Here is a 23,370-nt window from a genome sequence, read left to right on the forward strand (position 1 = left end):
CGTACCGGTCACCACCTGACGATGCCCCCGGCCGCCTCGGCGTGCCGGGGGCATCGGCGCGTCCGGGCCGCCCGGCGGGGCCGTCGTCCGCCCCGTGCCGTCAGGCCGAGGTGGGCTTCGGCGAGGCCCCGCCCGGGGCCTCGCCCAGGGCGACGTACCAGCTGCCGCCCTCGCGGTCGAGGGTCAGCTTCGCCTTGTACTCCTTGCCGCCCTTACCGCGCGCCACCACATCGGCGCTGGCGAAGTCGGGCCCGAACTCGTGCCGGATGTCGGCCTTGGCCACCTTGAGCCCGAGGCCGCCGTGCCCCTTGATGAGGGTGGCGATCTCGTCACCGGCCTCGTTCCCGGGCGTCACCAGGTCCGCCATGGCGTCGGCGTCGCGGGAGTTGAGCGCCTCGACGTAGGCGTCCACCGCCGCCCGCTCGGACTCCGGCCCGTCCCCGCCGGACGAGCAACCGGTTCCCAGCACCAGTGCTCCGGCAACGAACAGGGCTCCGACGGTCCGCTTCTTCACGCCCCACCACCCCCGTATGCAACACAGTCCCCCTATGCCTATCCGAAACACGCAGCTCTCCGCACGCCCTTCCGGTCATGTGGCCCGATCCGGGCGGGAAGTGACGGAGAAGCACTTCTGGGGTTCGCGGCTCGGGGATACGCTGCTGGGACACGTCCCGGGGGGATGACGCCGCTGCGCGCCGTCGGTGTGGTCGGAGTGGGTGCGGGTGCGGCCGTGTCGCCCCCGTGCAGCTCTCTGTCCCAGGGGGGACCTTGAACAGTTCGCGTTCACGTGACCGGCGCCTCGGGCGTCTCGCCGCCTGCACCGCCGTCGCCGCCCTCGCCGCGGGGACCCTGATGTCCGTGCCCGCAGCGGCCGACGGGCGGCCGCGGGTGCAGCCGGAGCAGGCCGCGCCGCCGTCCGCCGGGCGGCCGGGGCCGGTGCTGCCGCAGGGCGCGCGCAGCGGGCAGGCCGCGGCGGCCGCCCTCGCGCCCCGCTTCGACGGCGACGCCGACGGCATCGCCGACACCCTGTACCAGGCCGTCAACGGCAAGTACTTCGTGAACCCGGGCGGCGCCGACGAGCACTTCGAGTACGGCGTCGGCCAGGCCACCGAGGACGGGTCCTTCGCCTACAAGGACGTGCTCCCGGTCGGCGACTTCGACCGGGACGGCCGCAGCAACCTGCTGGCCCTGACCGCCGACGGCACCCTCGCCCTGTTCAACGGGGCCGACGGCACGGGCACGTCGTACAACCCGAGCTGGTCCGGGCGCGGCTGGCAGGTCTACAACAAGCTCCTCGCGCCCGGCGACCTGACCGGCGACGGGCGGGTCGACGTGCTGGCGCGCACCTACGACGGGGTGCTGTACCTGTACCCGAGCGGGCCCTCGGCGGCGAGCCCGTACGGGGCCCGGGTGCGGATCGGGTCGGGCTGGCAGGCGTACGACCAGCTGGTGGGCCTGAACGACACCGACGGCGACGGCCGGGCGGACCTGGCGGCCCGGGACGGCTCGGGACGGCTGTACGCGTACCTGGGGACCGGGCAGCCGGCGGCGCCGTTCAAGGAGCGCCGGCAGATCGGCTTCGGCTACCAGGTCTACAACCAGCTCGCCGGTGCCGACGACATCGACCGGGACGGCCGCGGCGACATGATCGCCCGCGACCCGGCGGGCCGGCTGTACCTGTACAAGGCGGACGGCACGGGCGGCTTCAAGCCGCGCGTGACCTCCTCGCCCGGCTGGAACTACGCCCTGCTGCTGGGCGCGCAGGGCGGCCTGCCGGCCTGGGACCGCAGCGACGTGGTCGGCCGGGACACGGCGGGCACGCTGTGGTGGTACTGGTCGAAGAACGACGGCACGCTCAGCGCCCGCACCCGGATCAGCCCGGTGGGCGACTGGAAGGGCTTCCGGTACATCCGCTCGTCCTCGCTGGACGCGAACAGCTACGCGGAGAGCCTGGAGGTCTTCCAGAACCACCTGTTCCTGCGCGGCCGGGACATCGGCGCGGGCTGGGGCGCGTACAACGCGCTGGTGGGCCCCGGCGACCTGTCCGGTGACGGCAAGGGCGACCTGCTGGCCCGCGACACCTCCGGCACGCTGTACCTCTACCGCGGCAACGGCGCCGCCACCGGCTTCGCCGCCCGCCAGAAGATCGGCACCGGCTGGGGCACGTACAACAAGCTGACCGGCGCCGGGGACTTCACCGGCGACGGCCGCGCGGACCTGATCGCCCGCGACGGCTCCGGCAACCTGTACCTCTACCCCGGTACGGGCAGCTCCGCCGCCCCCTTCAAGCCCCGCGTGAAGATCGGCACTGGTTACGGCATCTACCGCAACCTCGTCGCCACCGGCGACCTCACGGGCGACAGCCGGGCCGACCTGGTCGCCACCGACTCCGCAGGCAACCTCTGGCGCTACACGTCCTACGGCCCGGGCAAACTCACGGCCCGCGCAAAGATCGGCACGAGCTGGCAGATCTATCCGGACCTGTACTGACGGGCAGACGGCGCACGACGCCCCGGAACCCTCAGCGGAGGGTGCCGGGGCGCTTCCGTTTACTCCCTTACACCGTGCCAGATGGGCTCCAGATGTGCTGAAGCAACCCATCCTGGACATGACGGTTAACCACTTCCCTCACTCCGGTTTGCAGATGTACTCTGCACGGACAATTCCCGGGGGGGATGACGCCGCTCCGCGCCCCTGATGCGCGCCCGAGCCCGCGACCCCGTGTCCCCGCGCAGCACTTCTTCCGTCCCAGGGGGGACCTTGAACATCGTGCGCCACAAGCGCCTCGGCCGTATCGCGGCCTGCACCGCCATCGCCCTGACCGCCGGCATGGCCCTCGCGGGCCCGGCCTCGGCCGACGCTCCCGTCGCGCCGAAGGCGCCGAGCGAGAACGTCCAGCCCGCCGCGCCCCAGCCGACCGGTGTCATTCCCGGCGGTACCCGGACCGGTCTGGCCACCGCCGGCGTCAAGGACGTCGCCCCGCCGCTCTTCGACGTGAACCACGACGGCACGCACGACCTGCTGTACCGGTCGGGCACCAAGCACTACCTGAAGGACTTCCAGGACGACGACGCCGAGTTCTCCCTCCAGATCGGCGAGGACTCCGCGTACAAGGACGTCATCCCCGCCGGTGACATGGACGGCAACGCCAACCCGGAGCTGCTCACGCTGAGCGTCACCGGCGAGCTGTCGCTGCACGAGGTCTCCTCCACCGACGGCGTCTGGTCCTCGAACTGGCGCGGCCGCGGCTGGACGATCTACAACAAGGTCGTCGGCGCCGGCGACCTGACCGGTGACGGCCGCCCGGACCTGCTGGCCCGCAAGCACAACGGCGAGCTGTACCTGTACGCGGCCACCGGCAACCTGTACGCGCCGTACCGCGCGGCCGTGAAGATCGGCGCCGGCTGGGGTGCGTACGACCAGCTCGTCGGCGGTTCGGACGTCACGGGTGACGGCATCGGCGACCTGCTGGCCCGCACCCCGAGCGGCAACCTGTACCGCTACACGGGCACCGGCAACGCCTCCGCCCCGTTCCGCGCCGCGGCGAAGATCGGCTACGGCTACCAGGTCTACAACCAGATGCTGGCCGTGGGCGACGCCAACGGTGACGGCTTCGCGGACTACCTGGCCCGCGACCTGTCCGGCACCAACTGGTTCTACCCCGGCAAGTCCGGCGGCACCGTCGCCGGCCGCCTGAAGTCCGGCACGAACTGGCAGCACACCGACCTGTTCGCCGGCCAGGGCGGCATCGCCGACCACGGCAAGGCGGGCATCGCGGCCCGGAGCACCGGCAACACGCTGTTCCGGTACGTGAGCAAGGCGGACGGCAAGTTCTACTCCCGCTACAAGTGGAGCGACGACGGCGGCTGGCCGGACTTCGCCCCGATCACCTTCGCGTCCTCGCTGACGGACAACCCGTTCGGCTCCTTCATGTACGTCTACCAGGGCCGCCTGTACCACGGTGAGTCCGACCTGGGCGCGGGCTGGGGCGGCTTCAACGCCCTCGTCGGCGTGGGCGACCTGACCGGTGACGGCAAGGGCGACCTGCTGGCCCGCACCTCCGGCGGCACCCTGTACCTGTACCACGGCAACGGCGCCGGCACCGCGCTCGGCAGCAAGACCGGCATCGGCGCGGGCTGGGGCGCGTACAACAAGCTGCTGGGCGCCGGTGACTTCACCGGTGACGGCCGGGCGGACCTGATCGCCCGCACCTCCGGCGGCACCCTCTACCTGTACCCGGGCACCGGCGTTGCGAAGGCCCCCTTCAAGACCCGCGTGAAGATCGGCACCGGCTTCGGCATCTACAACAAGATGGCGGCCGCCGGCGACATGACCGGCGACGGCCGTGCCGACCTGGTGGGCACGGACTCCGCGGGCAACCTCTGGCGCTACTCCGCGACCGGTCTGGGCGGCTCCGCCACCCTGTCCAAGCGGGTCTCGCTGGGCAACGGCTGGGGCATCTACAAGAACCTGTACTAGGCCACGGCCTGACACGGATCGCACACAGCGGCGCCCCGTCACCGGAATCCGGTGGCGGGGCGCCGTCGTCGTCCTGCCCCCCGGTCAGGGCGACGGTTCCAGGAACTCCAGGCGGTTGCCGACCGGGTCCTGCGAGTAGAAGCGGCGGTGGCCGGGGAGGTTGTCGTCCCAGACGACCTTGGCGCCGTGGGACTCCAGGCGGGCCGCGTACGCCTCGATCCCGCGGACCCGCAGGCCCGGGTGGGCCTTGGCTGCGGGGCGGAAGTCCGCCTCGACGCCGAGGTGCAGCTGCACCGGCCCGGCCGCGAACCAGCAGCCGCCGCGGGCCGCGAGCACCGGCGGCTTGGGGATCTCGGTCATGCCGAGGACGGCCGTGTAGTAGCCGCGCAGCAGGTCCTCCGATCCGGGCGGGGCGGCGAGCTGGACGTGGTCGACGGATACGAGCATCGGGTCAGGCCTCCTTGGCGGCGACGGCGAAGATGCGGCGGAACGGGAAGACGGTGCCGTGCGGGCCCGCGGGATACGCCTCGCGCAGCAGCCCGCGGTACTCGGCGAGGAAGGCGTCGGCGGCCTCCGGGTCCCCCGCGAGCGCGGTGAGCACCGGCCGCAGGGCGGTGCCCTTCACCCAGTCGAGGACGGCGTCGGGGCCGGTCAGCAGCTGCTGGTAGGTGGTCTCCCACACGTCGGCGGTGAGGCCGAGCGCCCCGAGCCGCTCCAGGTAGCCGGCGGGCTCCAGGACGGCGGCGGCCCGCTCGCCGTACCCGGCGAGGCGGCCGCGCCAGCGCGGGCCGTTGCACAGGTCGGCGAGCAGCCGGTGGCTCGGGGCGGAGAAGTTCCCGGGCACCTGGAAGGCGAAGGCGCCGCCGGGCCGCAGGGTCCGGGTCCAGGCGGCGAAGGAGTCCGCGTGCCCGGGCAGCCATTGGAAGGCGGCGTTGGAGACGATCACGTCGTACGGCTCGTCCGGCCGCCAGTCGGCCAGGTCGGCGGGATGGAAATCGAGGCTGCCGCCGCCGGGGGTGGGGCCGGCGTGGTCCCGGCGGGCCCGGTCGAGCATCTCCTCGGACAGGTCGTAGCCGGTGATCCGGGCGTCCGGCCAGCGGTCGGCGAGCAGCGCGGTGACGTTCCCGGCGCCGCAGCCGAGGTCGGCGACGCGCGGGGCGGCGCCGGCGGCCCCGGCCGGGTCCGGGATCCGGGCGAGCAGCTCCAGGAACGGGCGGGTGCGGTGGCCTGCGTGCCGCAGGTACTGGCCGGGGTCCCAGCGCGGAGTGGTGTCGTGCATGGCCGAGCCTTTCTGCAAGCGTGCGCGGGCACGGCGGAGCACGCCGGCCCGGCAGTTCTTCCGTGCTCTGCTGCCATGATCCGCCCATAAGTATCTTGACGTCAAGAGACTTCATGTCGACAGACCCCTTACACTGATCGGCATGGAGGACGAGGTCGACCGACTGGTCGCGGCATGGCGGCGGGAGCGCCCTGACCTCGACGTGGAACCGCTCGAAGTGCTGAGCCGGGTCAGCAGGCTCGCGCGCCACCTCGACCGGGCCCGCCGACTCGCCTTCTCCGAGCACAGCCTGGAGCCCTGGGAGTTCGACGTCCTGACGTCGCTGCGCCGGGCCGGCGACCCGTACCAGCTCTCCCCCGGCCAGCTGCTGACGCAGACGCTCGTCACCTCCGGCACCATGACCAACCGCATCGACCGGCTCACCAAGAAGGGCCTGGTCGAGCGGCTCCCCGACCCGAACGACCGCCGCGGCGTGCTGGTGCGCCTCACCCCGGAGGGCCGCGACCGGGCCGACCAGGCGCTCGCGGGCCTGCTCGACCAGGAGCGGGCGATCCTGGGCCGGCTGCCGCGCGCCCAGCGCACGGAGCTGGCCCAGCTGCTACGCCAGCTGACCGCTCCGTTCGACAACATCCCCGGGTAGGGCGGGCCCCAGGTCCACCGGGCGGACCCCGGCCCGGCGGGCCAGTGCCACGGCGGCCAGGGTGGAGTGCACGCCCAGCTTGCCCAGCACGTTCTGCATGTGGGTCCGGACGGTGTGCGGGGAGAGGAACAGCCGGGCGGCCACGTCCTTGCGGTTGAGCCCGGCCACCATGCAGCGCAGCACCTCGTGCTCGCGCGGGGTCAGGGACTCCACGAGCCGTTCGCTGTCGGTGCGGTTCTTGCGGGCCGCCGTCAACTCCCTCAGCACGCCGGTGAGCAGGGCCGGCGGCAGGTGCGTCTCCTCGCGGAGCACGCCTCGGATCACGGCGAGCAGCCGGGACAGCGAACAGTCCTTGGCGACCCAGCCGGAGGCCCCCGCCTGGAGGGCCAGCGCGGCCCGGCGCGGATCGTCCCGCTCGGCCAGGACCACCGTACGGACCGGATGGCGGCCCGCCCGGACCCCGGCCACCAGGGCGATCCCGTCGGCGGGCACCCCGGCCGCCGGTGCCCCGGAGCCGAAGGGCTGCTCGGGGATCCGGCCGGCCCCGGACGCACCGCCGGAACCCGCCCCGCCCGCCACCCCGAGATCGGCGTCGACCAGCAGGACGTCGTACTTGCGGCCTTCCGCCGCGCCTCGTTCGAGACAGCGCAGCGCGGCCGGCCCGCTGCCCGCCGCGGACACTTCCACATCGGGCTCGGCGGCGAGCGCCGCGGCCAGCGACTCGGCGAAAATGCGGTGATCGTCGACCACGAGAACCCGGATACGAACCACAGACACCCCCAAGGGTCGGGGAACGGACGGCCGTGACACGACGCCCGGATCGGAGTGGGATCGGCAGCGGCCGCGGCCGCCGCCGCAACTGGACTGCTACCCCGGTCCGGACGTCGTATCCGACTGTCTCGACCCCTGAATCAACACCGGCCCCCACCGGTGTCGAGCATCAGCGTACGGGGGTTGGTGCACCGCGGTTGGCCGAATCTCAGAAGTTTTCCCCGCGGTTTTCTTCCGCGACCTCGGCAACTCCCGCGTACCGCACGGTATGGGGATGGAACGAGCGGTCCGGCGCCCGCGGCGCATGGCCGGAAAACGCCTGCCCGGAACCATCCCCTCCGGAGCCGTTCGGTCACCGCGCGCGGCTCACGCCCCGTCGTTCTTCTCCGCCTCCCGGCGCAGGGCGAACTGCCAGGCGTCGGTGACGATGCCCGCGAGGTCGGACCGGGTCGGGGTCCAGCCCAGCCGCTGCCGGGCGGTCTCCGCGGAGGCGACGAGCACGGCCGGGTCGCCGGGCCGGCGGGCGGCGGTCACCTCGGGGATCTCCCGGCCGGTGACCTTGCGGACCGTCTCGATGACCTCGCGGACCGAGAAGCCGTTGCCGTTGCCGAGGTTGCACACCAGGTGCTCGCCGGCCGCGGCGGCACCGAGGGCGGCCAGGTGGGCCTCGGCGAGGTCGGCCACGTGGATGTAGTCGCGCACGCAGGTGCCGTCCGGGGTCGGGTAGTCGTCTCCGAACACCGAGATGGACTCCCGCTGCCCCAAGGCGACTTGGAGCACGAGCGGGATGAGGTGCGTCTCGGGGTCGTGACGCTCGCCGAACTCCCCGTACGCGCCGGCCACGTTGAAGTAGCGCAGCGAGACCGCCGCCAGGCCGTGCGCCGAGCACTCTCCCGCGATCATGTGGTCGACGGCCAGCTTGGACGCCCCGTACGGGTTGGTGGGCGCGGTGACGGAGGTCTCGGTGAGGCGGCCGTCGACGGGCTCGCCGTAGGTGGCGGCGGTGGAGGAGAAGACCAGCTTGCGGACGCCCGCCGTGCGCATGGCGGTGAGCAGCTCCAGGGTGCCGCCGACGTTGTTCGCCCAGTACTTGCCGGGGTCGGCGACGGACTCGCCGACCTGCGAGGAGGCGGCGAAGTGCAGGACGGCGTCGTAGGACGGGTCCAGGTGGCGGGCCGCGTCCTGGATCCGGCCGTCGATGAGCGCGGCACCGGCCGGGACGCCCTTGCGGAAGCCGGTGGAGAGGTCGTCGAGGATGGTCACCTCGTGCCCGGCTTCCAGGAGGTGCGCCGCCACGACGCTGCCGACGTATCCGGCTCCGCCGGTCACCAGGTACTTGTTCACTTGCCGCCTCGCTCGCCTTGTCCAGGTCTGTGGATGACACGCTCTTACCGGATCCGGTGGGCCCGGCGAACAGCACCTTGCCGCAAACCCGCGGTCCGGTGAAGTCCGCACCCGGGGGAACGTGCGCTCGCGCGCCCTACTCCCGGGGCCCGGGCTGGGCGGGGATCACCGCACGGTCCAGCAGTCCGGTACGGGCGGCCAGCGCGGCCGCCTCCAGCCGGGAGCCGACGCCCAGCTTCATGAGTACCCGCTGGACATGTGTGCGCGCTGTGCTCGGCGCGATGCTCATGCCGGCCGCGATCAGCCGGGTGTCCTCGCCCTCGGCGACCCGCACCAGCACCTCGACCTCGCGCGGGGTGAGCAGCTGGAGCAGCCGGGTGCCCTCGTCGTCGGGCTGGGCGGCCGGGTTGAGCAGCTCGGCGAAGGCGCCCTGGAGCAGCTGCGGGGAGACCGCGGCCTCTCCGGCCCGCGCCTTGGCCAGGGCCCGCTCGACGCCCTCGATGCGCTCGTCGTGCCGCACGTACCCGGAGGCGCCGGCGGCGAAGGCGGCGGCGATCCCGCGCGGGCTGGGCACCGGGCCGAGCACCACGACGGCGATCTGCGGCCGCTCCTTCTTGATCCGGACGATGGGCTCGAAGACACCGGGCTCGGCCGGGGAGGCGGTGCCCATGAGGCACACCTCGGGGGCGCGGCTGATCACGAGTTCGGCCGCGCCCGCGGCCGGTGCGGCCGCGGCCAGCACCCGGTGCCCGCGCAGTTTCAGCGCGGACGCCAGTGCCTCGGCCAGCAGCCGGTGCTCGTCGACCACCATGACCCGTACGCCCATCAGGCCCCCAACGCCGCTCCCTCACTGCCCCGGCAAGCTACACGCTTGTTCGACACCGTGGGCGGGTTACCGGGGAGAAGCCATTCGTAAGGCCGAAGGGGGCACCTTCCGTTGCCGGATGGCGCCCCCTTCGGGCATATGCAGTGCCTGTTCGGTCAGTTGGCGGCAAAGCCCGCGAACAGGAAGTCCCGCTTCGCGTCCTCGGGACGGAACGGCTTGTCGATCAGGACCTCGGAGGCGAACAACCGGCCGTTGTGGTAGCGGATCTCGGAGAAGTTCGAGGAGAAGCTGGTCTCCACGTTCCGGCTGGCCTCGTCGCCGGGGTTGTCCATCAGCAGGGTCTGCTTGCCGGTCTTGGTGTCGATGCTGACGACCTGGCCGCCCTTGTCGTACGGCGGCCACTTGTACGCGATGATGTTCGGCCCGTCCATGCGCAGCGGGAACATCGTGAAGCGGCTGCCCGCGTCGAAGCGGTCGGTGGTCTGCTTGCCGGTGGCGAGGTCGAAGGAGACGATCTCGTTGGTCTCGTCGTACTTCTCGCCCGCGGTGTCCTCGTGCTCCTCGGACGGCAGGTAGACGCGGCCGTTGCCGACGACGACCTTGTCGCAGACCTCGACGCCGGTGCTGGTGGAGCAGTTCGGCGCGTAGGTGTCCTTGGGCAGGCCGATGCGGGCCTTGAGCGTGCCGGTCTTCTCGTCGACGGAGAAGATGTCGGTGATGCCGCCGCCGTTGTCCAGGTCGGTGGTGACCACGAGCGGCTTCGCCGAGATGATGCTGGCGTACTGGATGCCCTGGGGCAGCTTGTACGAGGACAGCGGGGCGCCGGTGACCGGGTCGAGGGCCTGGGCCATCAGGTAGCGGTCGTTGTACTCGCCGCACTTGCGGATGACGGCGAGGCCGGCCCCGCCCGCGTACCCGGCGTCGTAGCAGGATTCGGAGTCGACCTTCGGGATCCAGCGGGACTTGCCGGTGGCGAGGTCCCAGGCGGCGCCGCCCTGGAGACCGGCCGCGGCCACGGTCTGGCCGGCCAGCGTGATCTCCTTGAACTCGACCTTCTCGTCGCCGCCGGCGCTGCTCTTCGCGGAGCCCTGCCACAGCAGCCGGCCCGCGTTGAGGTCGATCACGGCGACCTCGGTGCAGGGCTGGTGGGCGTACTTGCCGGTGCGCTTGGCCGGCTCGTACACGATGGCGGCCTTGTCGCCGCTGCTGCGCTTGGTGGCGGCGCAGACCTGGCCCGGGAGCGGGATCGACCACTTGGACTTGCCGGTGGCCAGGTCGTAGCCGACGACCTTGAGGATGTCGCTCTTGACGTACACCGAGTCCGTCAGCCAGGAGCCGGCGACGTTGTGGAGCCGCTCGATCTTGGGCTGGGGGACGCTGACCAGCTTCGTGGACTTCGGGTTCGACGGGGCCTTCTCGGAGGCCACCGGGGCGGGCTCGGCAGTGCCGGAGCCGCCGGTGGAGCCGGTGGAGCCGCCGTTCTTGCCCTCGGCGACCGGCTTCTTCGGTGCGTCCGGGTCGGCGGGGCGGGAGGCGTACCAGAAGCCGCCCACGACGATCAGCGCGATCGCCAGGAACGCGCTCGCCAGGATCAGCAGCTGGTTGCGCTTGGCCTTGCCGCCGCCGGGCGGCTGCGGGGCGGGCGCACCGGGGCCGTACATGGGCGCGGTGGGCGGCTGGGGGTAGCCGTAGCCGGGCGGCTGGGCCTGCGGGTAGCCGTAGCCCTGCGGGGCGGCCGACGGCTGCGGGGCGCCGTAGGGGGCGGCCGGCGGCTGCTGGGGGGCACCGTACGGGGCGGCCGGCGGCGGCTGGGGCGCGCCGAAGCCGCCGGACCGGGGGTCCTGGGGGGCGCCGAAGCCGCCGGCCGGGGGCTCCTGCGGGGCACCGAAGCCGCCCGCGGGGGGCTGCTGGGGGGCGCCGAAGCCGGCGGACCGGGGGTCCTGGCCGGGCTGCTGGGGCTGCTGGGGCGGCTCGGGCTCCTGGGGTGCGCCGAAGCCGCCCTGCGGGGGCTGGTTGGGCGGCGGTGGCGGCGGGGTGGTCATGGGGTGGTCTCTGCCTCTCGGGGCGGGTGGGGGGAGGGGACGGGGGTGCCGGCGGGGGCTACTTGCCGAAGGCCATGATCAGCTTCTCCTTGGCCCCGTCCTTGCCGAAGAGCGAGGTGGAGCCCATGAAGAAGCGGCCGTCCTCGTAGGCGAACTGGGCGCTGTAGAAGGTCCGCTCCACCGCGGCGGCGGGGGTCGGGAAGCGGAGCTCGTGCTTCATGGCGCCGGGGCCGTTCGACGGCCAGGAGACGATGCCGCCGGGCAGGCCGTTGACGCTGGCGTCGAGGTAGCCGTACACCCGGCCGCCCTCGGCCTTCAGCGGAGTGACGAAGCGGTCCTTGGGGACCGGGGTGCGGCGGATGACCTTGCCGGTGGTGAGGCTGAAGTCGACGATCTCGTTGTTGCGCATCGCCGTCTTGCCCTCGGTCATGAAGTGGAAGGTGTTCCCGTCCACGAAGGCGCCGTCACAGCCCTCGATGCCGCGGCCCCACGCGTCCCAGGCGCAGCTCGCGGCGAACTTGCCCTGGCCGTGCAGGCGGAGCTTCTCGGTGCCGTTGGGGTTCAGCACGACCACGGCGCGCTTGCTCTGCTCCTCGCTGGAGGCGTCCACGATGATCGGGTCGACCGAGTAGACCCGGTTGATCTTCCAGGTCTTGCCGAACTTGTACGACCACTGGATCTTGCCGGTCTTCGGGTCGACGCCCTCCAGCTGCTCGGTCTCGGCCTTGAAGCAGGTGGTGACGGTGAGCAGCCGGCTGCCGCCCGCGTACTCGTACGGGGAGCACTGCGCATTGCCCTCCTGCTTCCACAGCTTCTTGCCGTCGCTGACCTTGACGGCGGTGGTGGGGCCGGTGCGGGCGATCACGAGGGTGTCCCCGCTGATCGTCATGCGGAGGTTGGTCATGATGTCGAAGAGGCCTTCCTTGGCCACTTCCTGGTCCCAGCCGACGGTGCCGGTCTTGAGGTCGACCTGCTTGAGCTGGTTGCACTCGGCGTTGCTGCCGGCGCCCTTCTCCCAGGCGACGACGATCTTGCCGGTGGTGCTGGCCTTGCGGGTCGCGCCGCACAGTTCGCCGCCGAGCGGGACGGTCCACTTCGGCTTGCCGTCCGCGACGCCGTAGCCGGTGATGCTCTTGTAGCCGACCTTGGCGACGGTGTCGCCGGCGACCCACATGCCGCTGATGGTGGCGCCGCTGCCGGGGACGTCGGTCTCGTTCATCTTGAGCCACAGGGCCCGGTCCTCGCCGGGCTTGCGGTTGTCGTTGAGGCCGGGCTCCTTGCGGCCGTCGCCGCTGCCGTCGCCGTCGTCGACGGTCGGGCTGCCGGCCGGCTTCGGGTCGGCGGTGGGCTGGGCCACGGGCTTCTTCGGGTCGTCCTCGGTGAGGGCGGCGTACGCGAACCAGCCGCCGCCCCCGAGGACGAGGACGCCGGCGAGGACGGCCGCGCCGAGCACGAGCGGCTTGCGGCCGCCGCCCTTGCCGCCCGGCTGCGGTCCGGGGGCGCCGGGGGGCGCGGGCGGGAAGCCGCCGGGGCCCTGCTGGGCATAGGGGTTGAAGCCCTGGGGCTGCTGGGCGTACGGGCCGGGGGCCTGCTGCGGGGCCTGGGCGTACGGGTTGGGGCCCTGCTGCTGGGGGTAGCCGTACCCGGGCTGCGGCGGGGGGCCGGGCAGGTGGCCGTAACCGGGAGGTACGGGAGGCTGGTTCGTCGGCTCGTTCGGCGGCTGAGTCACAGCTCGGTACCTTTGCTTCGTCGGCGATTCGGGCGGTCCGCCGCCCCTGTCGGACGGCAAGGACGTTCTTTCTATCACTCGGGGACGACGCAGAACGGGCCGGTCCAGCCCCTGTTCCCAAGGGTGGACCGGCCCGTGACACCGCTGTGATCCGGCCAGTTGGACGGCCGGCGGCGGGGACGGTTACACGTCCTCGGCCAGTTCCAGCCAGCGCATCTCCAACTCGTCGCGCTCGGAGATGAGTTCCCGGAGCTCTGCGTCGAGGGTGGCGACCTTCGCGAAGTCGGTGGCGTTGTCGGCGATCTGCGCGTGCAGGTTGGTCTCGCGGTCGGAGATCTTGTTGAGCTGCCGCTCGATCTTCTGGAGTTCCTTCTTCTGGGCGCGCGCGTCACCCGCGGACTTCTCCTTGGCGGGCGCGGCGGCGGCCGGGGCGGGGGCCGGGGCGGCCGTCTCGATCATCCGGCGGCGGCGCTCCAGGTACTCGTCCAGGCCGCGCGGCAGCATCCGCAGCGTCTGGTCGCCGAGCAGGGCCATCACGGTGTCGGTGGTGCGCTCGATGAAGAAGCGGTCGTGGCTGATGACGATCATCGAGCCGGGCCAGCCGTCGAGGAGGTCCTCCAGCTGGGTGAGGGTCTCGATGTCGAGGTCGTTGGTGGGCTCGTCGAGGAAGAGCACGTTGGGCTCGTCCATCAGCAGGCGCAGGATCTGCAGCCGGCGCCGCTCGCCGCCGGAGAGGTCGCCGACGGGCGTCCACTGCTTCTCCTTGGTGAAGCCGAACTGCTCGCACAGCTGGCCCGCGGTCATCTCGCGGCCCTTGCCGAGGTCGACCCGGTCGCGGACCCGCTGGACGGCTTCCAGGACGCGCAGCGACGGGTCGAGTTCGCCGACCTCCTGGGAGAGGTAGGCGAGCTTGACGGTCTTGCCGACGGTGATGGTGCCGGCCGCGGGCTGTACGTCGCCCTGCGTGCGGGCGGCCTCGGCGAGGGCGCGCAGCAGGGAGGTCTTGCCGGCGCCGTTGACGCCGACCAGGCCGATCCGGTCGCCGGGGCCGAGCTGCCAGGTGAGGTGCTTGAGCAGGCTCTTGGGGCCGGCCTGGACGCTGACGTCCTCCAGCTCGAACACGGTCTTGCCGAGCCGGGAGTTGGCGAAGCGCATCAGCTCGGAGGTGTCGCGCGGCGGCGGGACGTCCGCGATGAGGGCGTTGGCGGCCTCGATGCGGAAGCGGGGCTTGGAGGTGCGGGCGGGGGCGCCGCGGCGCAGCCAGGCCAGCTCCTTGCGGACGAGGTTCTGCCGCTTGGTCTCCTCGGTGGCGGCGATCCGCTCGCGCTCGGCGCGGGCGAACACGTAGTCGCTGTAGCCGCCCTCGTACTCGTGCACGTCGCCGCGCTGGACGTCCCACATGCGGGTGCAGACCTGGTCGAGGAACCAGCGGTCGTGGGTGACGCAGACGAGGGCGGAGCGGCGTTCCTGGAGGTGGGCGGCGAGCCAGGAGATGCCCTCGACGTCGAGGTGGTTGGTGGGCTCGTCGAGGACGAGGAGGTCCTGGTCGGCGATGAGCAGCCGGGCGAGGGCGATGCGGCGGCGCTCGCCGCCGGAGAGCGGGCCGATGACGGTGTCGAGGCCCTGGTCGAAGCCGGGCAGGTCGAGGCCGCCGAAGAGGCCGGTCAGCACGTCGCGGATCTTGGCGCTGCCCGCCCACTCGTGGTCGGCCATGTCGCCGATGATCTCGTGGCGGATGGTGGCGGCGGGGTCGAGGGAGTCGTGCTGGGTGAGGATGCCGATGCGGGCGCCGCCGGTGTGGGTGACGCGGCCGGTGTCGGGCTCCTCCAGCCTGGCGAGCATCCGGATGAGGGTGGTCTTGCCGTCGCCGTTGCGGCCGACGACGCCGATCCGGTCTCCTTCGGACACGCCGAGGGAGATGCCGTCGAGCAGGGTGCGGGTGCCGTACACCTTGCTGACTGCCTCTACGTTGACCAGATTGACGGCCATCAGACGCGCTCCAGGTTGCGGGTGTGGATCAGCCCCTCAGCCTATCCTTCCGGCCCCCGGGGCTCCGCCCCGCGTACCCCGCGCCTCAATCTCCCCCAGCCCCAGAGGGCTGGGAGGTGCCCCCTGGCGGGGCCCGAAGATCGGGGCTCCGCCCCGGGCCCCGATCCTCAAACGCCGGACGGGCTGGATTTTCCCCTGCCCGGACCTTGCCTGCGGGCTGGATACGGCGGGCGGACCAAGCCCCGCCGGCGTTTGAGGCGGGCCCGGTCAGAGGACGGTGGCGCCCGGGGCGGGGGAGGTGGCGGTGCGGGCGGTGCGGCACGTGCCGGAAGCGAGGAGGGACGCGGCGATCTTCTCGGCGGATTCGGGGTCGGCCGCCAGGAAGGCCGTCGTGGGACCGGAGCCGGAGACGAGTGCCGCCAGGGCACCGGCACCGAGCCCCGCGTCCAGCGTGGCCGCCAGCTGCGGCCGCAGGGAGAGCGCCGCGGGCTGGAGGTCGTTGACGAGGGCCCCGGCCAGCGCGGCCCCGTCCCCGGCCGCAAGCGCCGCGAGCAGCGCCTCCGACGCCTCCGGCACCGGCACGTCCGTCCCCGCCGCCAGCCGGTCGAACTCGCGGAAGACGGCCGGCGTGGACAGGCCCCCGTCGGCCATGGCGAACACCCAGTGGAACGTCCCCCCGGTCGGCAGCGGGGTCAGGACCTCGCCCCGCCCGGTCCCCAGCGCCGCTCCCCCGACCAGCGAGAACGGCACGTCGCTGCCCAGCTCCGCGCAGATCTCCAGCAGCTCCGCGCGACTGGCACCCGTACCCCACAGCGCGTCGCAGGCCAGCAGCGCCGCCGCCCCGTCCGCGCTGCCGCCGGCCATGCCGCCGGCCACCGGGATGTCCTTGGCGATGTGCAGGTGGACCCGCGGTTCGAGCCCGTACCGCGCGGCGAGCAGTTCGGCGGCCCGGGCCGCCAGGTTGGTCCGGTCGAGCGGCACCTGCGCCGCGTCCGGCCCGCTGCACGTGATCCGCAGCTCGTCGGCCGGCGTGGCGGTCACCTCGTCGTGGAGGGACACGGCGAGGAAGACGTTGGCGAGGTCGTGGAACCCGTCCGGCCGGGCCGCCCCGACCGCGAGCTGGACGTTGACCTTGGCGGGGACGCGGACGGTGACGCTCACAGGGCGGCCTTCTCGGGTGCGGGCTTGTGCTCGGCGATCCGGGCGAACTCCTCGACGGTCAGTGCCTCGCCCCGCGCCTGCGGGGAGATCCCGGCGGCGACCAGCGCGGCCTCGGCGCCCGCGGCGGACCCGGCCCAGCCGGCGAGCGCGGCCCGCAGCGTCTTGCGGCGCTGCGCGAACGCGGCGTCGACGACGGCGAACACCTCGGCCTTGGTGGCGGTGGTCGCGACCGGCTCGGTCCGGCGGACCAGGGAGACCAGGCCGGAGTCCACGTTGGGCGCGGGCCAGAACACGTTGCGCCCGATGGCACCGGCCCGCTTGACGTCGGCGTACCAGTTCGCCTTGACGGAGGGGACCCCGTACACCTTGTTGCCGGGGCGGGCGGCGAGCCGGTCGGCGACCTCGGCCTGGACCATGACGAGGGTCCGCTCGATGGTCGGGAACCGGTCGAGCATGTGCAGGAGCACCGGCACGGCCACGTTGTACGGCAGGTTGGCGACGAGCGCGGTCGGGGCCGGCCCGGGCAGCTCCCGGACGAGCATGGCGTCGGAGTGCACCAGCGCGAAGCGGTCCTTCTTCGCGGGCAGCCGGGCCTCGATGGTGGCGGGCAGCGCGGCGGCGAGGATGTCGTCGATCTCGACGGCCGTGACGTGGTCGGCCGCCTCCAGCAGCGCCAGGGTCAGGGAGCCGAGGCCGGGGCCGACCTCGACGACCACGTCCTCGGGCCGCACCTCGGCGGTGCGCACGATGCGGCGCACCGTGTTGGCATCGATGACGAAGTTCTGGCCCTTCTGCTTCGTCGGGCGTACGCCGAGGGCGGCGGCCAGCTCTCGGATGTCGGCGGGGCCGAGAAGGGCGTCGGGGGCGTCGTGCTGCTCTGCGGTGCTCACCGGTAAAGCCTACGGCCGCAGTGCGGCCACGGACTCGCCCCCCGCTGCACGTAGAGCTTCTTGGCCCGGTACGTCTGCTCGCTCGCACTGGCGTCCTGGGCGCGGCCGCTGCCGCCGAGGCTGCGCCAGGTGCCGACGTCGAACTGGTAGAGGCCGCCGTACGTGCCGGACGGGTCGACCGCGCCGGGACGGCCGCCGGACTCGCACTGGGCGAGGGCGCCCCAGTCGAGGCCGTCGGCGCCGGCCACGGAGGTCGGCAGCGGGCGGGTGCCGACCTTGACGACCTGGGTGACGGGGTCGCGGACGACCTCCTCGGTGATGCGGCGGGGCTTCTGCCGTACGCCGTTGACGGTCCGCAGGGCGTACGTGACGCGGCGGGCGCCGGGGCGGCCGGCGCGCTCGACGACTTCGGTGCCGGCGAACAGCTCGGGGTCCCGGATGCGTTCGATGTCGTAGGGGATCTGCTCCTCGCGGACCTCGCGGCTGCCGGTGATGCGGAGCACGGTGACGGTCTGACCGTCGCGGGGGAAGGTCTCGGGCGGTACGGAGGTGGTGTCCTGGCCGTGCAGGCTGATGCCGGCCTGTTCGAGGGCTTCGCGGACGGTCGCGGAGTTGGTGCGGATGGTCCGTTCGCGGCCGTCGGCCATGAAGGTGACGGTGCGTTCGGTGCGGACGCTGAGGGTCAGGCCCCGGCGGGAGATGGGGGCGGACCGGGAGGTGGAGAGGTAGGCGCCCTCGGCGCGGACGCCGAGCTGGCGCAGGGCGCCGTCCACGGTGCGGGCTGTGGTCCACACCCGGCGGCTGCGGCCGTCGAGGGTGAGGAGGACGGGGCGGCCGTAGCGGACGACGATCTCGTCGCCGTCCGCGAGTCCGGCGCCGGGGGCGGGGGCGACGAGGTCGTGGGCGCCGGCGGCGATGTGCTCGGCGGCGAGGAGTTCGCCGACGTCGTCGGCGAAGGTGTGCAGGGTGCGGGGCACGCCGTCCACGGTCAGGCGGACGGCCTTGTCGGTGGCCACGAACGCGGACGTCCCGCCGGCGAGGAACGCCACCACGAGTGCCTGCGGCACGATCCGCCGCCACTCGCCCCGGCCGCTCCCCCGCTTCCGCCGCCCCCGCCGGCCGGCGGCCCGCCCGGGCGCCGGCCCCGCCTCGGCGGAACCGGCCGCTCCGTAGTCGGCCTCGGGGTCCTCGCCGCCGCCGTGACCGGCCTCCGGGTACTCGGTCCCGCCGTACCCGGGGCCGGGGGGCCAGGTCCCGGCCCGCCCAAGCCCGGCGTACCCGGTGGGCTCGTACTCCGTTCCTGCGTACCCGGGTGCGGGGGTGCCGGTCCCGCCGTACCCGGGGTCGGCGTGGGCGGGGTCGGCGTACCCGGTCCCGGCGTATCCGGGGTCGGCGTACCCGGGGTCCGCGTGGGCGGGGTCCGCGTGGGCGGGCTCGGGGTGCCCGGTTGCCGCGTACGCCTCGGGGGCCCAGGCCCCGCCGTAACCGGGCTCCGCGTACGCAGTGTCGTCCGGGTACGGGGGCCCGGGCGGGCCCGGGATGCCGTCGAGGAGGGCGGTGGGCGGGGCGGGCGGCGGGAGCGGGTCGGCGCGGCGCCGGCCGGTGCCGGGGGGTGCCGGTTCGGCGGGGCCGGACTGGCCGGGGACGGCGCGTCGTCGGCCGGAAGCCCGGTGACTGCGCTGCTTTTCGCTCACGACGGTTGCTCCCTGCTCCGGCCGGCCGCCTTTCGGGCAGGGGACACTAGCGGAGCAACCGTCACCGACCAAAGTCGCCCGGCTACCGAGCGTGTCGTCCGTCGGGCGCGCCGTCGCCCGGCGGGGCCCCCGCAGCAGGGGGGCGCGGTCGGGGTCAGTACGCGAAGGCGCGGGCCGTGTTGGCGGCCAGGGCCGTGCAGAGGGTGTCTTCGGGGAGGCCGAGGGTCGCCGCCATCGCGCGCACCGTGACGGGAATGAGATATGGCGCGTTGGGCCGTCCGCGGTACGGCGCGGGCGTCAGGTAGGGCGCGTCGGTCTCCACCAGGACCCGTTCGAGCGGGGTCACCGCCAGCGCCTCCCGCAGCGCCTGCGCGTTCTTGAAGGTGACGGTCCCGGCGAAGGACAGGTAGTACCCCGCCGCCGCACACTCCCGCGCCATCTCCGCGTCCCCGGAGTAGCAGTGGAACACCGTCCGCTCCGGCGCCCCCTCCTCCCGCAGGATGCGCAGCACGTCCGCGTGCGCGTCCCGGTCGTGGATGACGAGCGCCTTCCCCTGCCGCTTGGCGATCTCGATGTGTGCCCGGAAGGACATCTCCTGCGCGGCCATGCCCTCCGGCCCGGTGCGGAAGTAGTCGAGCCCGGTCTCGCCGACGGCCTTGACGTGCGGCAGTGCGGCGAGCCGTTCGATCTCCGCGAGCGCCTCGTCGAGCGCGGCCTGCCCGCCGGCGACCCGCGCCCCCTGCCGCGACCATCCTCCCCCAGCCCCAAGGGGCTGGGAGGTGCCCCCTGGGTCGCCGTGCACGATCCGCGGCGCCTCGTTCGGGTGCAGCGCGACCGCCGCGTGGACGTTCTCGTACTGCGCCGCGGTCTCGGCGGCCCACAGCGAGCCCTTCACGTCGCAGCCCACCTGGACGACGGTGGTCACGCCCACCGAGGCGGCCTTCCGCAGGCCCTCTTCGACCGTGCCGGCCTGCATGTCGAGGTGGGTGTGGGAGTCGGCCACCGCCACCCGCAGGGGTTCGGGCAGCGGCGGCGGGGCGTCCTTCGAAGAGCTCATGGATCCGATCTTATGAGGATCGGGAACGGCTCAGCCGCCGCGCAGGACCCGTCGCAGCCGGGCGAGCAGACCCTCGCGCGGCGCCTGCGCCACGGCCACCGGTCCGGGCGAGTCGTGCGCGGGCACGGCGTGCTTCGGCGCCCTGCGCCGGCCCTCGTGGTCGTCGCCGGTGGACGGCACCGGGCCGGCGATGCCGGGCGCGATCCGGTGGTGGAAGAGCTGGTCGACCACGCCGAGCACCGAGGAGACCTGACCCTCCCGCATGATCCGCACCACGTGCCCGCCGCAGTTCATGCAGGTGGGGCTGGACAGCGGGGACGGCACCCGTTCGCCCTTGACGGTGTACATGATGAACGGCCGGCCCTTGCCGTCCACGTGGTGCTCGATCTCGTACGACTGCTCCCAGCCGTATCCGCACTTCATGCACGCGAAGGCATAGGCCTCGCGCACGGTGTGTACCGCTGCGTCGAGGGGGGCGGCCGGCGCCGGGACGGGGGGTTCTGCGATCTCACTCATGCCAGCTCCTTCGGTCCGCTGGAGTCTGCTGCCAGTGGACGCCTGTTCCGGCGGGAGCGCATCAGGCCCTGTCGAGTATTGAGCCGCCTTTGGACAGTTCATGCCCAAAGCGCCCGGTGCGCGGCCTAATCTTTGCTCTTCAGATTAGCTCTTTACCGGCCTATGGCACCTTTTGCTCCGCGTTCTTTGCCGCCACGACGGCGTCGAACACCTCGCGCTTGGGTAGGCCTGCATCCGCAGCCACGGCCGCGATCGCCTCCTTGCGGCGCTCCCCTGCCTCCTCCCGCACCCGCACCCGGCGCACCAGCTCCGCCGCGTCCAGTTCCGCCGGGCCGGCCTCCGGGGCGCCCTCGACGACGACCGTGATCTCGCCGCGCACGCCCTCGGCGGCCCAGGCGGCCAGCTCGCCGAGTCCGCCGCGCTTGACCTCCTCGTACGTCTTGGTCAGTTCGCGGCAGACGGCGGCCCGGCGGTCGGCGCCGAACACCTCGGCCATGGCGGCGAGGGTGTCGTCGAGCCGGTGCGGAGCCTCGAAGTAGACGAGGGTGCGGCGCTCGGCGGCGACCTCGCGGAGCCGGCCGAGCCGCTCGCCGGCCTTGCGGGGCAGGAAGCCCTCGAAGCAGAACCGGTCGACGGGCAGGCCGGACAGCGCCAGCGCGGTCAGCACGGCGGACGGGCCGGGCACGGCGGTGACCTTGATGTCCTTCTCGACGGCGGCGGCGACCAGCCGGTAGCCGGGGTCGGAGACGGACGGCATGCCGGCGTCGGTGACCAGCAGGACCCGCTGCCCGTTCTCCAGCGCCTCGACGAGTTCGGGCGTACGGGCCGACTCGTTGCCCTCGAAGTAGGAGACGACCCGGCCCGAGGTGTGGATGCCCAGCGCCCGGGTCAGGCCGCGCAGCCGCCGGGTGTCCTCGGCGGCGACGACGTCGGCGGTCTCCAGCTCGGCGGCCAGCCGCGGCGGCGCGTCGGAGATCTCGCCGATGGGCGTCCCGGCCAGGACGAGCACGCCGGCGGAGCCTGCGGCGGGTACGGGGGAAGGCTGCTGATCTGTCACCCGTCCATCCTCGCAGCCCCGATCACCTGTCCCGCACAGACGCGTTCCCTACGATGACCCGGTGACCAGAACCGCGACTCCCCCGACCGGCCCCACCGGGGCTCCGCCCGGCCCCCCGGGCGCCGACGGGCCGTCCTCGTGGCCGGACCGGCTCCGCCGCTTCGGCTACACCCCGTCCGCGGCGGGGCGCGCGGACGTGCGCACGCGCCTGGTGCCGCCGTATGCGAAGCCGTCGCCGCAGCTGTGGGCGGCGTTCGGGGTCTCTCCGACGGCCGCGGCCCCGCTGCTGCGGGTGCTGGCGTGGGCGGGTCCGCTGCTGGTCGCGCTGGTCGCGGGGGTGCTCCGGTTCGTGAACCTGGGCAGCCCGAAGGCGGTGATATTCGACGAGACGTACTACGCCAAGGACGCCTGGGCCACGATCAGGCAGGGCTACGAAGCGAGCTGGCCCAAGGACATCGACAAGGCGATCATCGCCAACCCGGACGGGGTGGCGCTGCCGACCGACCCCGGGTACGTGGTGCACCCGCCGGTCGGCAAGTGGGTGATCGGCCTCGGCGAGTGGATGTTCGGCTTCGATCCCTTCGGCTGGCGGTTCATGACCGCGCTGCTGGGCACGCTGTCGGTGCTGATGCTGTGCCGGATCGGCCGCCGGCTGTTCCGTTCGACGTTCCTGGGCTGCCTGGCCGGCGCGCTGCTGGCGGTGGACGGCCTGCACCTGGTCATGAGCCGGACCGCACTGCTCGACCTGGTCCTGATGTTCTTCGTGCTGGCGGCCTTCGGGGCGCTGCTGGTCGACCGGGACAAGGCGCGGGCGAGGCTGGCGGCGGCGCTGCCGCTCGACGAGGACGGGCGGGCCCGGCCGGACGCGCACGTGGCGGAGACGCTGCGGCTGGGGTGGCGGCCGTGGCGGCTGGTGGCAGGGGTGTGCCTGGGGCTGGCGTTCGGCACGAAGTGGAACGGCCTGGTGGTGCTGGCGTTCTTCGGCATCCTGACCGTGCTGTGGGACGCGTCGGCGCGGCGGGTGGCGGGGGCGGGCCAGCCGTACCTGTTCACGTTCCTGCGGGACGTGCTGCCGGCCTTCCTCTCGACGGTCCCGGTCGCGATCGGCGTGTACCTGGCCTCGTGGACGGGCTGGATCCTCAGCCCGGACAACGGCAAGGGCGGCTACTTCCGGGACTGGTCGGCGCAGCAGGGCGGGGTGTCGTGGCTGCCGGACTGGCTGACCAGCCTGTGGCACTACGAGTACGAGGTCTACCAGTTCCACGTGGGCCTGACCTCGGGCCACACGTACGAGTCGAACCCGTGGAGCTGGCTGGTCCTGGGCCGCCCGGTCTCGTACTTCTACGAGTCCCCGGCGCCCGGCACGGACGGCTGCCCGGCCACGGAGACGGCCAAGTGCGCCCGCGAGGTGCTGGCGCTGGGCACGCCGCTGCTGTGGTGGACGGCCTGTTTCGCGGTCCTGTACGTGCTGTGGCGGTGGCTGTTCCGGCGCGACTGGCGGGCGGGCGCGGTGCTGTGCGCCCTGGCCGCCGGGTACCTGCCCTGGTTCAACTACCAGGAGCGGACGATCTTCTACTTCTACGCGGTGGTGTTCGTCCCGTACCTGTGCCTGGCGGTGGCGATGATGATCGGCGCCCTGCTCGGGCCGGCAGGCTCCTCGGAACGCCGGCGCGCGGTCGGCGCCATCGCCTCGGGCGTCCTGGTCCTGCTGATCGTGTGGAACTTCATCTACTTCTATCCGATCTACACCGGCCAGACCCTCCCCATGGAGTCCTGGCGGAACCGGATGTGGTTCGACACCTGGATCTGACCGGGCGGGCGTGCGTTTCCGGCCATTGCGGGGCTTCTGAGTAGTTCTACTCACGACAGGAGCGGCCGGGCCCCGTATTTTGGGCA

The 23,370-nt window shown here is 73.1% G+C and carries 19 protein-coding genes; 4 read left to right on the plus strand and 15 right to left on the minus strand.

All coding sequences use genetic code 11. The features are described 5' to 3' along the window. Window positions 1–100 precede the first annotated feature (100 nt). Window positions 101–514 carry a nuclear transport factor 2 family protein gene (locus LG634_RS24235; protein WP_226736221.1) on the minus strand — a complete coding sequence of 138 codons (414 nt, stop codon included), beginning with the start codon at window positions 512–514 and terminating at the stop codon, window positions 101–103. Between the two features lie 254 nt (window positions 515–768). On the opposite strand from LG634_RS24235, the gene LG634_RS24240 reads away from it, so the two are divergent. Both LG634_RS24240 and LG634_RS24245 read left to right on the plus strand, forming a co-directional pair. Beyond that, window positions 769–2,490, plus strand: a complete 1,722-nt coding sequence (locus tag LG634_RS24240; protein WP_226736223.1) for an FG-GAP repeat domain-containing protein — start codon at window positions 769–771, stop codon at window positions 2,488–2,490. A 279-nt stretch (window positions 2,491–2,769) separates the two neighbouring features. After that, the gene (locus LG634_RS24245; RefSeq protein ID WP_226736308.1) at window positions 2,770–4,479 is read left to right on the plus strand and encodes an FG-GAP repeat domain-containing protein; all 1,710 of its coding nucleotides are present in this window, start codon (window positions 2,770–2,772) and stop codon (window positions 4,477–4,479) included. A gap of 84 nt (window positions 4,480–4,563) precedes the next feature. Here the strand turns inward: LG634_RS24245 and LG634_RS24250 are convergent, their stop codons facing one another. Then, a complete protein-coding gene (locus LG634_RS24250) occupies window positions 4,564–4,926 on the minus strand; it encodes a VOC family protein (RefSeq protein WP_226736225.1) in 363 nt (120 codons plus the stop codon). A gap of 4 nt (window positions 4,927–4,930) precedes the next feature. After that, window positions 4,931–5,758, minus strand: coding sequence for a trans-aconitate 2-methyltransferase (locus LG634_RS24255; RefSeq protein WP_226736227.1), 828 nt, complete (start codon window positions 5,756–5,758; stop codon window positions 4,931–4,933). A gap of 142 nt (window positions 5,759–5,900) precedes the next feature. Here LG634_RS24255 and LG634_RS24260 point away from each other — a divergent pair, with 142 nt between their 5' ends. Beyond that, window positions 5,901–6,398 (plus strand): MarR family winged helix-turn-helix transcriptional regulator, encoded by a 498-nt coding sequence (locus LG634_RS24260; protein WP_226736229.1) that lies wholly within the window; start codon window positions 5,901–5,903, stop codon window positions 6,396–6,398. Here LG634_RS24260 and LG634_RS24265 read toward each other — a convergent pair. The 12 genes from LG634_RS24265 to rsmI form a co-directional block, all read right to left on the minus strand. Then, the gene (locus LG634_RS24265; RefSeq protein WP_226736231.1) at window positions 6,357–7,181 is read right to left on the minus strand and encodes a response regulator transcription factor; all 825 of its coding nucleotides are present in this window, start codon (window positions 7,179–7,181) and stop codon (window positions 6,357–6,359) included. The genes LG634_RS24260 and LG634_RS24265 overlap by 42 nt on opposite strands. A 354-nt stretch (window positions 7,182–7,535) precedes the next feature. After that, window positions 7,536–8,513: a UDP-glucose 4-epimerase GalE gene (gene galE / locus LG634_RS24270; RefSeq protein WP_226736233.1), complete on the minus strand. Its 978-nt coding sequence runs from the start codon at window positions 8,511–8,513 to the stop codon at window positions 7,536–7,538. Between the two features lie 136 nt (window positions 8,514–8,649). Further along, window positions 8,650–9,339: a response regulator transcription factor gene (locus LG634_RS24275; RefSeq protein ID WP_226736235.1), complete on the minus strand. Its 690-nt coding sequence runs from the start codon at window positions 9,337–9,339 to the stop codon at window positions 8,650–8,652. 155 nt (window positions 9,340–9,494) lie between these two features. Next, on the minus strand, window positions 9,495–11,381 hold the full coding sequence (locus LG634_RS24280; protein ID WP_226736236.1) for an outer membrane protein assembly factor BamB family protein: 1,887 nt from the start codon (window positions 11,379–11,381) through the stop codon (window positions 9,495–9,497). 58 nt (window positions 11,382–11,439) lie between these two features. Continuing rightward, window positions 11,440–13,110 carry an outer membrane protein assembly factor BamB family protein gene (locus tag LG634_RS24285; RefSeq protein WP_226736238.1) on the minus strand — a complete coding sequence of 557 codons (1,671 nt, stop codon included), beginning with the start codon at window positions 13,108–13,110 and terminating at the stop codon, window positions 11,440–11,442. Window positions 13,111–13,293: 183 nt separating this feature from the next. Next, window positions 13,294–15,099, minus strand: a complete 1,806-nt coding sequence (locus LG634_RS24290; protein ID WP_226736240.1) for an ABC-F family ATP-binding cassette domain-containing protein — start codon at window positions 15,097–15,099, stop codon at window positions 13,294–13,296. Window positions 15,100–15,366: 267 nt separating this feature from the next. Continuing rightward, window positions 15,367–16,260: a 4-(cytidine 5'-diphospho)-2-C-methyl-D-erythritol kinase gene (locus tag LG634_RS24295; protein ID WP_226736242.1), complete on the minus strand. Its 894-nt coding sequence runs from the start codon at window positions 16,258–16,260 to the stop codon at window positions 15,367–15,369. Continuing rightward, on the minus strand, window positions 16,257–17,150 hold the full coding sequence (gene rsmA / locus LG634_RS24300; RefSeq protein WP_226736243.1) for a 16S rRNA (adenine(1518)-N(6)/adenine(1519)-N(6))-dimethyltransferase RsmA: 894 nt from the start codon (window positions 17,148–17,150) through the stop codon (window positions 16,257–16,259). Before rsmA ends, LG634_RS24295 begins: the two co-directional genes overlap by 4 nt. Further along, complete coding sequence (locus LG634_RS24305; RefSeq protein WP_372482484.1) at window positions 17,147–18,691, minus strand: resuscitation-promoting factor; 1,545 nt, start codon at window positions 18,689–18,691, stop codon at window positions 17,147–17,149. The genes rsmA and LG634_RS24305 overlap by 4 nt, the downstream gene beginning before the upstream one ends. Window positions 18,692–18,998: 307 nt before the next feature. Further along, window positions 18,999–19,901, minus strand: a complete 903-nt coding sequence (locus LG634_RS24310; RefSeq protein ID WP_226736247.1) for a TatD family hydrolase — start codon at window positions 19,899–19,901, stop codon at window positions 18,999–19,001. A 30-nt stretch (window positions 19,902–19,931) separates the two neighbouring features. Further along, window positions 19,932–20,417 carry a hypothetical protein gene (locus LG634_RS24315; RefSeq protein ID WP_372482482.1) on the minus strand — a complete coding sequence of 162 codons (486 nt, stop codon included), beginning with the start codon at window positions 20,415–20,417 and terminating at the stop codon, window positions 19,932–19,934. A gap of 160 nt (window positions 20,418–20,577) precedes the next feature. Beyond that, on the minus strand, window positions 20,578–21,474 hold the full coding sequence (rsmI, locus tag LG634_RS24320) for a 16S rRNA (cytidine(1402)-2'-O)-methyltransferase (RefSeq protein WP_226736248.1): 897 nt from the start codon (window positions 21,472–21,474) through the stop codon (window positions 20,578–20,580). Window positions 21,475–21,535: 61 nt separating this feature from the next. Between rsmI and LG634_RS24325 the strand changes: the two genes are divergently transcribed. Beyond that, entirely contained in the window at window positions 21,536–23,284 is a 1,749-nt protein-coding gene (locus LG634_RS24325; protein WP_372482483.1) for a dolichyl-phosphate-mannose--protein mannosyltransferase, read from the plus strand. Window positions 23,285–23,370 lie beyond the last annotated feature (86 nt).

It is taken from the genome of Streptomyces bambusae (genome assembly GCF_020532645.1).
Taxonomy (GTDB): domain Bacteria; phylum Actinomycetota; class Actinomycetes; order Streptomycetales; family Streptomycetaceae; genus Streptomyces; species Streptomyces bambusae.

Bases quoted from the DNA above. Each gene is read 5' to 3' on its own strand.
- LG634_RS24250 (WP_226736225.1), bottom strand. From the start codon at position 4,926: ATGCTCGTATCCGTCGACCACGTCCAGCTCGCCGCCCCGCCCGGATCG.
- LG634_RS24255 (WP_226736227.1), bottom strand. From the start codon at position 5,758: ATGCACGACACCACTCCGCGCTGGGACCCCGGCCAGTACCTGCGGCAC.
- LG634_RS24260 (WP_226736229.1), top strand. From the start codon at position 5,901: ATGGAGGACGAGGTCGACCGACTGGTCGCGGCATGGCGGCGGGAGCGC.
- LG634_RS24275 (WP_226736235.1), bottom strand. From the start codon at position 9,339: ATGGGCGTACGGGTCATGGTGGTCGACGAGCACCGGCTGCTGGCCGAG.
- LG634_RS24280 (WP_226736236.1), bottom strand. From the start codon at position 11,381: ATGACCACCCCGCCGCCACCGCCGCCCAACCAGCCCCCGCAGGGCGGC.
- LG634_RS24290 (WP_226736240.1), bottom strand. From the start codon at position 15,099: ATGGCCGTCAATCTGGTCAACGTAGAGGCAGTCAGCAAGGTGTACGGC.
- LG634_RS24310 (WP_226736247.1), bottom strand. From the start codon at position 19,901: ATGAGCTCTTCGAAGGACGCCCCGCCGCCGCTGCCCGAACCCCTGCGG.
- LG634_RS24315 (WP_372482482.1), bottom strand. From the start codon at position 20,417: ATGAGTGAGATCGCAGAACCCCCCGTCCCGGCGCCGGCCGCCCCCCTC.